The organism is Aminobacter aganoensis, from assembly GCF_014206975.1.
GTDB classification, from domain to species: domain Bacteria; phylum Pseudomonadota; class Alphaproteobacteria; order Rhizobiales; family Rhizobiaceae; genus Aminobacter; species Aminobacter aganoensis.
Map to the genome: position 1 here is coordinate 26,906 of NZ_JACHOU010000029.1, position 12,337 is coordinate 39,242.

Consider the following 12,337-nt stretch of genomic DNA (forward strand, 5'->3'; position numbering starts at 1 on the left):
TCTTGGGCCGTCCAAGCAGAAGAGAAAAACTGACAGACAGCGAAATCGAGGCGGTTGTCCTGGCCGCTATCCCGCTTCGCGCGGCAATTCAGAAGTGTTTCATCTCGCTGAAGCCATTCAACGAAACCTACACGCTCTTAAACGACCATATTGGCAGGCTCGATACGATGTTGGAGAGCATCACGCGCCGGAAGATCGACTACCGTGGAAGAGATCTCGGGCTGCTGCCGAAGAGCTTGGGACGACCTTAGATGTTTACACATACCAAAATCGCTTCAGCTACGGCCACCAGGCGCTATCCTAGAACTGGCGGACGAAACTGCTATGCCGATGACATGGCGGAAAGTAGGAGCTAGCTGCCATTTTGAAGCAGGGGTCTAAGCGTGATTCCGAAACAATGTGACCAGATCGGCTCCGTAGAGTGAGGTCATTACAGGGATCGAGTGTTTTTCGGAGCTGGCCTTGCACATTGTATCCCCTCGATGAGGTCCAGCGTTTGCGGCATTGGCTCGCGGGTCCGGCAGTTGTCGCCTCGGTCCGCTTACTCATCAACTCCTGGGTAGTTGTCCTGCCGGAGCAGGCGCGCCAGATGCGCTGAATTTGAGGCGAGCATCTCCAGCGTCATTTTGACCTTGTCGGGAATCTTCTTCAGGTCGATGTAGTTCACGTCCTGCATGGCCTCACCGACCCAATAGCCGCCGGCATTGGCCGGTATGGTAAAGCCGACATCGTTCAGTGCTTGGAAACAGGCTGCATGGCAGTGATGCGCGCCGTCCTCATTGCCGACCACCAGAACGACCGCGACCTTGCCGCTGCTGGGCATCCTGCCGCGATCATCCGTCTCGGACAGGAATGCGTCCAAGCGCTCCAGCACACGTTTGGCCAAGCTTGAGGGTTGGCCCATCCAGATCGGCGTGGCCAGAACGAAAATATCTGCAGTCAGGATCAGCTTGCGCAGTTCGGGCCATTCGTCGCCGCCGCCTTCATCTGACCGGACGCCGGGCGGAATGTTCTGATCGGCCATTCGGCGCGAACTGCCCGTCACACCATGCGGCTGCAGAAAGCTGAAAAGGTCTGCGATCATCTTGTCGGTCGAACTGGGCTCATCGTCCTTGGAAGTCTTTAGCGAGCAGTTGAGGGCAAAGGCGGTCAGGGCCGGCATTGTCGAGCTCATGGCTGTTGGCCTTCGGATGCCACACGCCAGACCTTGTCGCCAACATCGTCAGCAATAAGCAGTGAGCCGTCTCGGCCGATGGCCACGCCCACCGGCCGACCAGCAGCAGTATCGTCCGGACGCAGGAACCCAGTCAGGATATCTTTGGGAGGTCCGGATGGTTCGCCGGCGTTGAAAGGAACGAAAACCACTTTGTAGCCACTGCGGGGCATTCTGTTCCACGAGCCGTGCTGGCCGATGAAGGCGCCGTTCTTCATTTCGGGTCCGAACATTTCGCCAGTGTTGAAAGTCAGACCCAAAGAAGCGGTGTGCGAGCCAAGCGCGTAGTCAGGCTTGACTGCCTTGGCTACGAGATCTGGCCGCGGCGGCTCGATGCGATCGTCTACTATTTGTCCGAAATAGCTGTATGGCCAGCCGTAGAAGGCGCCATCCTCTACCGACGTCATGTAATCGGGCACCAGATCGCTGCCTATCTCATCACGCTCGTTGACGACCACCCACAGCTTACCGCTATCTGGTTGCCAGGACAGGCCGTTAGGGTTGCGCAATCCAGTCGCAAACAGCCGTTTTTTTCCGCTTGCGAGGTCGATCTCGTAAACTGCCGCGCGGCCTTCCTCGACGTCCATGCCGTTCTCGCCAACATTGCTGTTGGACCCGACAGTTGCATAAAGCTTGGTACCATCCGGAGAAGCTCTGACGTCCTTGGTCCAGTGATGGTTGAGGCCCGCCGGCAGGTCAGTGACCTGTTCCGGCTGCGCCGCGATCTCGGTTGCGCCTTCCGTGTAGGGAAACGCAACGATGCCGTCGGCATTAGCGACATAGAGCTTGTCGTTCAGAAGCGTCATGCCGAAGGGAGACATTAAGCCGGTGATGAATGGCTGCTTGAACTCGGCGCTGCCATCACCATCGGCGTCGCGCAGGATTGAAATCCGATTTGCGCTCGGGGTGTCGGCGCCTGCGCTGCCCATTACCAGCTGTGCGACCCAGCGCCGAATGCCGACGCTGCTTTCTTCCTGCGGCGGTTTATTGCTCTCGGCGACCAGCACGTCGCCATTTGGAAGGACATGCAGCCAGCGAGGGTGGTCGAGGCCGTCAGCGAACAAGGTGACAACGTATCCCTTTGCCGGCGTGGGTATCTCGCCCTCTTTCCAAGGCACGGCTTTGGCCTGGTGAACAGTCGGTAGCAGGCGCGGATCAGGCTCGGGCAATGTGGGATTGGGACCATACTGGTCCTCAATAGCCACCGTCGCCTGTTCTCGTGACGAGAAGACCACGACGGCTCCAGCGACGGCGATCAGGATGACAATGACCAGGGATGCGATCAAAAATTTCTTCACCTGACTTCACCTCCTGGAGAGATCGGAAATCTTCCCCAGGACCTCAACGTTGCGCCGCGGTTGGGGTTGCATTCTTTGCGGCAAGAGCTCCGAGGAAGGCAGCAAGTGCGTTTATATCGGCATCTGACAGGCGTTCCGCCGACTTGTGCATCAGATGCGCATTTTGGCCCCCGCCTCTGGCCGCGGCCCGGAACAGTCGCAACTGATTTGCGATATAGTGTTCGTCCTGTCCGGCTATGTCGGGATAAGTCTCATTTCTGATGGCTGTGTTCCCATGACACCCGAAGCATGACGGGATAGCCCGATCAGGCGCCCCTCCAAAGACGATGCGCGCCCCGTCCGAACGATCGTCTTCATCGGGCATGATCTGACGCAGGCGGGATGGCTGCCGGGAAAAGTGGCGAGCGACATCCGGGAAGACTGCTGGGTCCAAGGCCGAGATTGGCAGCGCCATGATACCGCTCCGTCGCTCTCGATCGGCATAGGAGCGAAGTGACGCCAGGAGATAACCTTCCTTCTGGCCAGCTATGATCGGAACGAGGCCGCCGGCTTTCAGCCCGTCTCTGCCATGGCACCGGCTGCACTCTGCAATCGCGTTGGCGAAGCCCCGCGGCGAAATTTCCAGCCGGCCGCTCTGTCCGAGCGAAAGCGCCCGATAAGATTGTGCGCTCATGCCGGGAAGTTCGCGGAGGAAGGCGACCATGGCCCAAACTTCATCGTCGCGCGCCTGCGTTGGCCATGCTGGCATGCCGGTGAAGCGCACGCCGTATTTGACGATCCAGAACAACTCGGCGTCATTCCATTCGCCGACCTTTTCGGTAAGGTCAGGAGGCGGCGGCAACATTCGTTGCGCCGATGGGCTTACAAGCTCTCCCGGCGCACCATGGCAGATCGCGCAACCGCGTGCGAAATGACCGGCCGCAGGCCCGATGTCATGGCGCGGCAATTGCGCGGGAGCGTCGACCTCGAGCAGAGCGTAGGTTTTCACCGCCGTCCGCATGGCTGAATGGAGCAGCCATTCGGTGACTTTCCAGTGTCCTGTCGAAGCCCCGATATTGAAGAAGCCGATCCAGGCAAAGACGATAATCGCAACCGGAAAGATCGTTAGAGCGATAGCCAGATGTTTCCAACGGAGTTCCATCACGGGTGTCCGGTCGAAATGGCGGGAGGCTCACGCAGAAGCCGGGCAAGCAGCCACAGGGCGCCGGCGAGATAGACAACTGCGCCAACAAGCAGCATCAACACGCCGCCGAGCGCCTGGTCCTGATTAGCGGACAACTCAAGGCCAAAGCAGGTCACGGTGCCTTCCCCATATAGCGGGCGCGGGCTCAAGGAGAGCAATGCGCCAAGCAGGGTCATGTGAATGGAGGTGAACAGAAGACCAAATGCACCGGCGGCCGCCGGCCGCATGTCATGCGGTGGCTGATGAAGGCATGCGATCCAAACAAGCAGGCCCGCGACCAGGAACATGGCTTGCTCGATGGCCGTGACGAAGGTTGAGGTCTCGGCCAGCAAACGCATTTCCGGCATGTGCCATGCCCAAACGACGGCCAGTTCGACGAGCGATGCTATGATCGGCGCCCACCCGGGGATGCGCCAGGAACGAGAGTAGTTGGAAAGCCCGATTGCGATAAGCGGGGCGGCCAGAGCCACGACCCCCATATGCGCCAACATGTGTGATGCGAAAGAGCCTCGCCAGGTCGAGATCAGAGGGCCGCCCCATATCAGGCCGAGCAATGCCACGCCCACCGCCAATGCCGTGCGTCTCATCGCAGGCACTCCGAAATGAACAAAACAGGCATTGCGACCAACACGACCGCCACGAAGCTCAAGCCGGAGAGCAACAGTGTGGCAAATCCCTGGAACAGGGTACGGTCGCGCAATGTCGGATCGTCATGCGGCGGGTCATCGCGGCCATATCCCCATTGCCGCCAGGCAAGCCAGGCCGACAATAAGATCCCGATAAGGGCTGCCATTGTGGTCGCGGCGATGATCAAACGTACCGAACTGAACCCGATGCCTAGCACCCCAGGCTTCTGGCAGTGCACAGCTACCAGCACATAGCAGGCGAGAAAATGCAGTGCCCATATCACCGGTGCGGTGAACAGCGTCCAAAGCGAATCTGTTTCGCTGGGCAAGATCCGGGTCATCCGCCAACCTCCGGAAACAGACCCATGATCGCTCCGCTTATGGCTGCCATCAACGCGAGAAAATGCCAGTAAAGGCAGGTGTTGCGCAGGTCCATGTCATGGGTCGGCGTAAGCCTGCCGGCGACACTGCGTGCCAGGCAGTAAAACTGCATGATTACGCCCAGACCGGCATGGACAACGGTCCATCCGACAAGCACCCACACGATGGCCGGGTAGACGTGGGCGACAGGGTCCATGCGATGAAGCCAAGGTCCGGCCAGTGCGGCGGCGGCCGCAGCGATAGCGAGGACCGACGATGTCACGAGAATTGTGCGCATCAAGCCAACTGATCCGTTCGCATTGAGTGAACGTGCCAGCATCATCGTGCCCCAGGCCAACACGAAAAGGGCGACCGAAATTAGCGGCCAGGTCAAGCCAGGTCCGGTGGCGCCAGCGGTGAAATCCGCATGAATGGTCCAATAGAAGAAATAACCAAAGACGAGGCTGGCGAAACCGGTGGAGTTGCCGGTCATCGTGATGAACATCGCCCACCATCCGACTGAGGCTGGGCCGGATGTGTAGAGAGGCAGGACGAGCCCGAGTCCCGCATCCCTTTCAGCTTTCTTCGGGATTTCGGCCGTGCCGGTCCATAACCAATAGAGGATCGTCGCCAGCGTAGCGAACCCTGCCAATGATGCAGCTAACCACCACTTGAAGGTCAGTGTCAGGAATACGGCTGCAAGGGCAACTGCCGCGATCATCGTGATACCGCCGGTTGCCGGCACCCGGATCACCTGCTCGGGCTTTGCATCCAGGACTGAAGTGACCATGCCCTCACGGCGTCCCTCCTCGACGTCGGGCAGGTAAAAGCGTCCGGCGTTCACGTCTGCCACAAGGTTTTTCTGATCCCACAGCGGGTAGCGGCTTTCGACGATCGGGATTGAACGTACCCCCCACATTTCTTCCGGCTCGGAAATCCACTCCAGCGTGCCGGCATTCCAGGGGTTAAGAGCGCTCTTGGGATCTCCATGCTTCGGCCGCACGATATCTGCGACCACGATCAAGACACCCGCCGCGAAGGTATATGCCCCTGCTGTCGACATGAGATTGAGCCAATCCCAGCCGAGGTCGCCCGGATAAGTGAAAACCCGGCGCGGCATTCCGCGCAGACCCGTCAGGTGCATAGGGAAGAAAGCCACGTTGAGACCGGTGAACATCAGCCAGAAGGCGATCTTGCCCCATCGAACGGACAGATGCCGTGCGTTGATCAGCGGAAAATAGTAATAGATCCCGGCCACCACGGGAAACAGCATCCCACCAATCAGCACATAGTGGAGATGCCCGACCACGAAATAGGTGTCATGGGCCTGCCAATCGAATGGCGCCAGCGCAACCATGACCCCGGTGAGGCCGCCGATGACGAAAGTCGCAATGCTGCCGGCCCCAAACAGCATGGGAATGGACAGCACAACACGACCTGCAAGCATGGTCGCGATGAAGACGAATATCTGGACCGCGGTCGGGATTGCCACTGCAGCGGAGGCGGCAGAGAAGAAGGCGAGTGATATCTGCGGGAGCCCGGTTGTGAACATGTGGTGAACCCACAGGCCGAAAGACAAGAAACCTGTCCCTACTGCCGCCAGCACGATCCATGAATAGCCGACAATAGGTCGTTGCGCGAAGGTAGGCACGATCATCGCCATCAATGCGATGGCGGGCAGAAAGATGATGTAGACCTCCGGATGGCCAAAGATCCAAAACAGGTGCTGCCACAGCAGCGGGTCGCCGCCGCGGGCCGGGTCGAAAAATGGCCAGTCGAACATACGTTGAAGTTCGAACAGAATGTCGCCCGCGATCAGAGGCGGAAAGGCAAACAGGATCATTCCCGCAACCACCAGAAGATACCAGGCAAAGAGCGGCATCAGGTTGATGCGCATTCCGGGTGCGCGACATTTCATGATGCCGACAATGATCTCGACCGCCGCGGCAATGGAGGCGACCTCGATGAATGAAAGGCCGAGTAACCATATGTCGGCCCCGATACCGGAGAGCTTCTCGTCCGTTGCCAGGGGTGGGTACATAAACCAGCCGGACGATGGCGCTGCGTTGAAGAAAATCGACCCACAAACGAAAACGCCGCCAAGTAGAAAACTCCAGAAGCCAAATGCTCCAAGTCGCGGAAACGGAAGCTCGCGAGCGCCGAGCATCGGAGGCAGAAGGAAGATCGCTATCGCTTCAAATATCGGCACGGCGAAGAGAAACATCATCACCGTGCCGTGGAGTGTAAAGGCCTGGTTGTAGAAGTCGGCCGACACCAGATCATTGTCGGGTACGGCCAGCTGCGCTCGCATGATCAGTGCCAGCACGCCAGCAAAAAGCATGAACGCGAAAGCAGCGCCGGCGTACCAAATGCCGACATCCACATTGTTGACAGATGTCCAGTACCGCCAGCCCGATGGTGTGCGCCACACTTCCCGCAGGCGCTGTTCCTGCGCTTTTCCTGGTGGTGCCGAGGATCTGGCGCGGGTGTTCATTCGAGCCCTTTCAGCCAAACGGCGATCGACCGGATGTCGTCCGGAGGCAACATGTCGAAAGCTGGCATGTGCGTGCCGGGCTTGATTGCATCAGGTCTGACTATGAAGCTCGAAATGGTCTCCGGCGTGTTGGGCAGGATGCCCGCGCCAAGCGTGTTGCGTGATCCCAGATGTGACAGATCAGGCCCGAACCGGCTTGCGGCGCTGGTCCCCTCAACACGATGACAGCTGCCACAGCCATGTTTTTCAAAGAGCTCCGAGCCCGGAGCGAAGACACCTGGCGATGGCTGCTTTCGCCTTTCGGTCCAGAGGGCGAATTCCTGCACAGGAAGGGAGGTTACCTCCACGGCCATGAGTGCATGGGAGGTCCCGCAATATTCAGCGCAGGGTCCACGGAAGCGGCCTTCCTTGGTGGCGACAAGGGAAAGCCGATTGGTGCGACCAGGGATCATGTCCACCTTGCCGGCAAGCGATGGGATCCAGAAGGAATGGATCACGTCAGTGCTTTTAAGTGAGAACTCAACGCGCTGGCCAACTGGCAAAACGATTTCGTTTGCAGTTCGGAACTGAACTCCGCCCGGAAGCCGGTAGATCACATCCCACCAGAATTGCCGACCGGTGACTTCAATAATGACTTGAGGCGCTCCCGAATTTGCGAAGGGCCTCAATCCAGGCATCAACCAGAGTGCATAACCAAGCAGGCCGACCAATGCAGCGGACGGGAGAACCGCACCTCCCCAAAATACGAGTTGGGTGGCAGCTCGATTGTCGATCGGTCCTAGCTTTCCCCGGATTGCGGTAGCTAGCAGTGCCATCAAGCCGAGCCATATCACCGCGCCGCCGCCCAGCATCGCCCAAAACAGCTGGGCAACGCTCGCGGCTTCCTCGCCGGATGGCTCCAATGCCGATTGTTGTCCCGAGCAACCCCAAAGAGCCAAGCCTAGAAAAAGGATAATGCATCTACACTGGTAGATGCATTTAGAGTTTGTAGGTCGATTTGATGCCGCGACGATATTCTTGCTCCGGTCAGAAATGTCGACCTCAAGGGACCATAACCCGTGGAGCAGGGGACGGTTCCCCTCCTGATTTGTCCGGAGGGGTTTGCTGACCGCCGTGAGGATACCACTACTCTCCGAGATAGCTGCCAAGCGGCCCGAAGTTCCTAATCTTAAAACATCGGGTAGAGATCGGGTCTTTGCCGCAACGATTCATGGGGAGTTGCAAGTTGCAACCCGATGATCAGTGTGCGCGTTGAGGGGGATGGAATTTAGGCCGAGCATCTGGGTCAAAGAGGGTGATTTCGCGTTTTTCGCTATCGCCTCCGTTAGAGATGCCATCGACTTCCTGGATGCATGGCCCTCTGGTAAGCGAAACTCATTCTACTATTTGGCCGCAAACAGCCTTCAATCGGCAGTCGCGGGTGCGATCGAACCCGCTGAGGCGCGGGACGTCTTCGAAATCTTTTGCCGAGAAACCGGCATTCTGGTCGAAGCCAAAATGCTCGATTGAATTTGGTCACATTCAGCGGAGCGCGAACGACGTCTGAAGGCGGCGCTGTTTACCTGGGATGAAAGCGATCGTTGCAGGCGACCGTGCAGCAAATTAATTCAGCTACCCCGAGTTGAAGTTCCCGACTGCTCTGCTTTCCGATGGGAACGGAAGTGAAGTGTAAGCCGGTGTCCGCGCCGCGAAGAGTGAGAGTGGGAATGGGAAATCCATGACGGGTTGAGTGTCGAAAGAGAGGCTGTCGGCGCCCGTCATGGAGTTGGTCCCATGAACATGCAGGTTCTCGAGGCTCGCCGCGAATCGAGCGGCGGATATAAGGTTGATGTCAGCCGTGGAGAGCGCATCGGGCGAGTCTCGTCCGAGTGGTTCTCCCGCCCGGCTGACGAACGCTATCTGTCGCTCACCGAGCTGGGCCGTTCGGTTCGCGCCCGGACCGAGCGCAGCCGAACGCGCGTGGTCGAAACTGCTCTTATCCATGTTGAGGCCAGTCGATCGGACCCGGAGCGCCTATCTCTGATCCTGCCCGGATCGGATACCCCGGTAGCGCCGACGCATTGGAGCTTTGGCCAACTCGCCAGCCAGGTGGGAGCGCCCGCCGCCTATCTTCGCCAGCTTCCGGCCGCGCTCGCAGGCATAAACCTGCAATATGGGCTCACGTCGCACCGGGTCGAGCAGATCAAGACCCTCGAAACGGAGAACGGACGGGTCGACCTGCGTGCCGTGACTGGTCCTGACTATGGCCGCATCTATGACCATGAACTGGTTGAGGCGGTGCAGAAGATTGCCGGCAACGGCACGGGCGACACCCGCTGGAAGGTGCCCGGTGTGCTGGATTGGTCGACCGGCGTCTACAATCCTCGCGTCGACATCACCAAGGACACAACGACGCTGTATGCGTCCGATCGCGACGTATTCCTGTTCTTGGTGGACGATCTGAATCCCATTGAGGCCGGTAGGCTCCCCGACGGTTCGCCCGACCTCTATTTCCGCGGCTTCTATTGCTGGAATTCCGAAGTCGGTGCCAAGACCCTCGGCATGGCGAGCTTTTATCTCCGTGCGGTCTGCCAGAATCGAAATCTCTGGGGGGTCGAGGATTTCCAGGAGATCACCATCCGTCATTCGAAATATGCTGCATCGCGCTTCGCCCACGAGGCCGCGCCAGCGCTGCTGAATTTCGCGAATTCCTCACCCACCCCGTTCATCAAGGGTGTCAAGGCCGCGCGTGAACGGATTGTCGCCAAGACCGATGACGACCGTACAGACTTCCTGCGAAAGCGCGGCTTCTCAAAGGCCGAGACCGGCAAGATCATCGAGACTGTGCTTGCAGAAGAAGGCCGCCCGCCCGAGTCGATCTTCGACTTTGTCGCCGGCATCACCGCCCTCGCTCGCGATAAAATCCATCAGGATGCGCGGCTGGAGCTGGAGGGCAGGGCCAAGAAGCTGCTCGACCGCGCTGCCTGATCCCCATAACGGGCGATTCCGTTTAATCGGCTTTGCGTCGTGGGTCCGTTCCGTAACTTTTGCGCTGCCCTTCTAAGAGTGAGAGGGCGGCGCTTCGCTTCGTGACGGGTATCGGTTCGAGAGAGAGGCTCTCGGCGCCCGTCGCGGAGTAACTGCGATGGCAATTGCCGTTCAGAAGATCACCCTGTCGTCCTCGCGCGATATCCCCTTCAACAAGCTGGTGCTCAGCCAGTCCAACGTCCGGCGCGTAAAGGCCGGCATCTCGGTCGAGGAGCTCGCCGAGTCGATTGCCAGGCGCGGCCTCATTCAGAGCCTTCATGTCCGGCCCGTCCTCGACGGCGAGGGTCAGGAGACGGGCATGTTCGAAGTTCCCGCCGGCGGTCGCCGCTATCGCGCGCTCGAAATGCTCGCCAAGCAGAAGCGCCTAAACAAAACGACGCCGGTTCCCTGCATCGTATCGGCCGCAAACTCTGACATTCTCGTCGACGAGGTCTCTCTGGCCGAAAACATCGAGCGCGCGCCGCTGCATCCGCTCGACCAGTTTCGGGCCTTCCAGGCAATGCGCGAGAAGGGAATGACCGAGGAGGCCATCGCAGCCGCCTTCTTCGTTGGCGTCAACATCGTGAAGCAACGCCTGCGCTTGGTATCAGTTTCACCTACGCTTCTGGACGTCTATGCCGATGATGGCATGACCCTCGAGCAGCTCATGGCCTTCAGCGTGTCGCACGACCATGCCCGCCAGGATCAGATTTGGGATGCCGTGCGCAATAGCTGGCAGAAGGAGCCCTATCAGATCCGCCGTATGCTGACCGAGACGACTGTTCGCGCTTCCGACAAACGTGCTGTCTTCGTCGGCATCAACGCCTATGAGGCCGCAGGCGGCATCGTCCTGCGGGATCTTTTCCAGTCTGATGACGGCGGTTGGCTTCAAGACGTCGGGCTACTGGACCGGCTCGTCTCCGAAAAGCTGACCGTGATCGCCGACGAGTTTGCCGCCCAAGGTTGGAAATGGGTCGAAGCAGCCCTCAGCCTCCCTTACGGCGTCACCCATGGTCTCCGAAAGATTGAGGGCGTTCCGCTCGACATCACTGCGGAGGAGCAAGCGACACGCGAAGCGCTGCAGGCGGAACTCGATCGCCTGACCACCGAATATGAGGAGACGGACCAGCTCCCCGACCAGATCGACCAGCGCCTGGGCGAAATCGAAGCAGCCCTTGAAGCCCTCGACAACCGTCCTGTCCGTTATGATCCGGCCGAGGTCGCCATGGCCGGCGTGTTCGTCGGCATCGACGCCAACGGCTCGCTTTCTGTCGATCGCGGTTATGTCAGGCCTGAAGACGAGCGATCGGCCGAGGCCGACCATGAAACATCGGACGAAGAGGTCGATCCCGAAACCGGCGAAATTCGCGCCCCTATCGTGCAGCGCGCCGACATCACCATCGGCGGTCAGCCCGCTCAAACCGATGGGGATGCTGAGGAAGACGGCTTGAAGCCGCTGCCCGAGCGTCTGATCATCGAACTGACGGCTCATAGGACGCTCGCCTTGCGCGACGCTGTGGCGAACAATCCGCAAGTTGCCTTGACCATGTTGCTGCACAAGCTGGTCAGCGATACCTTCCGGATCACCGCACCGACTGGTTGCCTCGAAGCGAGCGTTAAACATCTCTATCTCTCCGGTCTCTCCCACGAGATGAAGGGCAGCCCTTCAGCGCAATCGGAGCGCGCACGCCATGAAAGCTGGGGGGATCACATTCCCGCAGACGATCAGACCCTCTGGGATTGGTTGGAACAGCTCGACGATGGCATGCGCCTCGACCTCTTGGCCCATTGCGTGAGCTTTGGGGTTAATGCGCTCTACGAGCGGCCAAATCCGCACGCGGTGTCGGGCATCAGTCGCCACGGCCTGGATGTGCGCCTCGCGCAAGCCGACCGGCTCGCTGTTGCCACGGGACTCGATATGGTCGCAGTGGGTTGGAAGCCGACAGTCGAAAATTACCTCGGCCGGGTCACGAAGGGTCGCATTCTCGAAGCCGTCCGCGAGGGCGCTGGCGAGCGGGCGGCCGAACTCATCGATCACCTGAAGAAGGGCGACATGGCCAACTGTCGCTTGGCATTTAAATGCAAGAATGCGGTGGTTTTGCCCGGGTTAGGCACTTAATCGTGAGAATTCCTGCAGCCAGATTCTCAAATTAACTG

At 59.3% G+C, this 12,337-nt stretch carries 11 protein-coding genes; 4 read left to right on the forward strand and 7 right to left on the reverse strand.

Annotation, left to right across the window (positions count from 1 at the left end; all coding sequences use genetic code 11):
- Positions 1–2 precede the first annotated feature (2 nt).
- The gene (locus GGR00_RS27090; protein ID WP_184702534.1) at positions 3–251 is read left to right on the forward strand and encodes a hypothetical protein; all 249 of its coding nucleotides are present in this window, start codon (positions 3–5) and stop codon (positions 249–251) included.
- Positions 252–541: 290 nt separating this feature from the next.
- Here GGR00_RS27090 and GGR00_RS27095 read toward each other — a convergent pair whose 3' ends face one another.
- The 7 genes from GGR00_RS27095 to GGR00_RS27125 are packed head-to-tail and all read right to left on the reverse strand — an operon-like array spanning position 542 to position 8,322.
- Complete coding sequence (locus tag GGR00_RS27095; protein WP_184702535.1) at positions 542–1,162, reverse strand: flavodoxin family protein; 621 nt, start codon at positions 1,160–1,162, stop codon at positions 542–544.
- 8 nt (positions 1,163–1,170) lie between these two features.
- Entirely contained in the window at positions 1,171–2,511 is a 1,341-nt protein-coding gene (locus GGR00_RS27100) for a PQQ-dependent sugar dehydrogenase (protein ID WP_184702536.1), read from the reverse strand.
- A 43-nt stretch (positions 2,512–2,554) separates the two neighbouring features.
- Complete coding sequence (locus GGR00_RS27105) at positions 2,555–3,652, reverse strand: c-type cytochrome (RefSeq protein WP_210309558.1); 1,098 nt, start codon at positions 3,650–3,652, stop codon at positions 2,555–2,557.
- Complete coding sequence (locus GGR00_RS27110) at positions 3,652–4,281, reverse strand: cytochrome c oxidase assembly protein (RefSeq protein WP_184702537.1); 630 nt, start codon at positions 4,279–4,281, stop codon at positions 3,652–3,654. The genes GGR00_RS27105 and GGR00_RS27110 overlap by 1 nt, the downstream gene beginning before the upstream one ends.
- Positions 4,278–4,661, reverse strand: a complete 384-nt coding sequence (locus tag GGR00_RS27115) for a hypothetical protein (RefSeq protein ID WP_184702539.1) — start codon at positions 4,659–4,661, stop codon at positions 4,278–4,280. The genes GGR00_RS27110 and GGR00_RS27115 overlap by 4 nt, the downstream gene beginning before the upstream one ends.
- The gene (ctaD, locus tag GGR00_RS27120; protein ID WP_184702541.1) at positions 4,658–7,174 is read right to left on the reverse strand and encodes a cytochrome c oxidase subunit I; all 2,517 of its coding nucleotides are present in this window, start codon (positions 7,172–7,174) and stop codon (positions 4,658–4,660) included. The genes GGR00_RS27115 and ctaD overlap by 4 nt, the downstream gene beginning before the upstream one ends.
- Positions 7,171–8,322: a cytochrome c oxidase subunit II gene (locus GGR00_RS27125; protein WP_246441702.1), complete on the reverse strand. Its 1,152-nt coding sequence runs from the start codon at positions 8,320–8,322 to the stop codon at positions 7,171–7,173. Before GGR00_RS27125 ends, ctaD begins: the two co-directional genes overlap by 4 nt.
- Before the next feature lie 112 nt (positions 8,323–8,434).
- On the opposite strand from GGR00_RS27125, the gene GGR00_RS27130 reads away from it, so the two are divergent.
- The 3 genes from GGR00_RS27130 (at position 8,435) to GGR00_RS27140 (ending at position 12,299) form a co-directional block, all read left to right on the forward strand.
- Positions 8,435–8,683: a DUF982 domain-containing protein gene (locus GGR00_RS27130; RefSeq protein ID WP_055976234.1), complete on the forward strand. Its 249-nt coding sequence runs from the start codon at positions 8,435–8,437 to the stop codon at positions 8,681–8,683.
- A gap of 264 nt (positions 8,684–8,947) precedes the next feature.
- Positions 8,948–10,141 (forward strand): DUF932 domain-containing protein, encoded by a 1,194-nt coding sequence (locus tag GGR00_RS27135; RefSeq protein ID WP_184702543.1) that lies wholly within the window; start codon positions 8,948–8,950, stop codon positions 10,139–10,141.
- A gap of 157 nt (positions 10,142–10,298) precedes the next feature.
- Complete coding sequence (locus GGR00_RS27140; protein WP_184702545.1) at positions 10,299–12,299, forward strand: ParB/RepB/Spo0J family partition protein; 2,001 nt, start codon at positions 10,299–10,301, stop codon at positions 12,297–12,299.
- Positions 12,300–12,337: the final 38 nt, after the last annotated feature.

Excerpts from the sequence above, each read along its gene's own strand:
- GGR00_RS27095 (WP_184702535.1), bottom strand. The coding sequence starts at position 1,162 with ATGCCGGCCCTGACCGCCTTTGCCCTCAACTGCTCGCTAAAGACTTCC.
- GGR00_RS27105 (WP_210309558.1), bottom strand. The coding sequence starts at position 3,652 with ATGGAACTCCGTTGGAAACATCTGGCTATCGCTCTAACGATCTTTCCG.
- GGR00_RS27110 (WP_184702537.1), bottom strand. The coding sequence starts at position 4,281 with ATGAGACGCACGGCATTGGCGGTGGGCGTGGCATTGCTCGGCCTGATA.
- GGR00_RS27115 (WP_184702539.1), bottom strand. The coding sequence starts at position 4,661 with ATGACCCGGATCTTGCCCAGCGAAACAGATTCGCTTTGGACGCTGTTC.
- ctaD (WP_184702541.1), bottom strand. The coding sequence starts at position 7,174 with ATGAACACCCGCGCCAGATCCTCGGCACCACCAGGAAAAGCGCAGGAA.
- GGR00_RS27130 (WP_055976234.1), top strand. The coding sequence starts at position 8,435 with ATGGAATTTAGGCCGAGCATCTGGGTCAAAGAGGGTGATTTCGCGTTT.
- GGR00_RS27135 (WP_184702543.1), top strand. The coding sequence starts at position 8,948 with ATGAACATGCAGGTTCTCGAGGCTCGCCGCGAATCGAGCGGCGGATAT.
- GGR00_RS27140 (WP_184702545.1), top strand. The coding sequence starts at position 10,299 with ATGGCAATTGCCGTTCAGAAGATCACCCTGTCGTCCTCGCGCGATATC.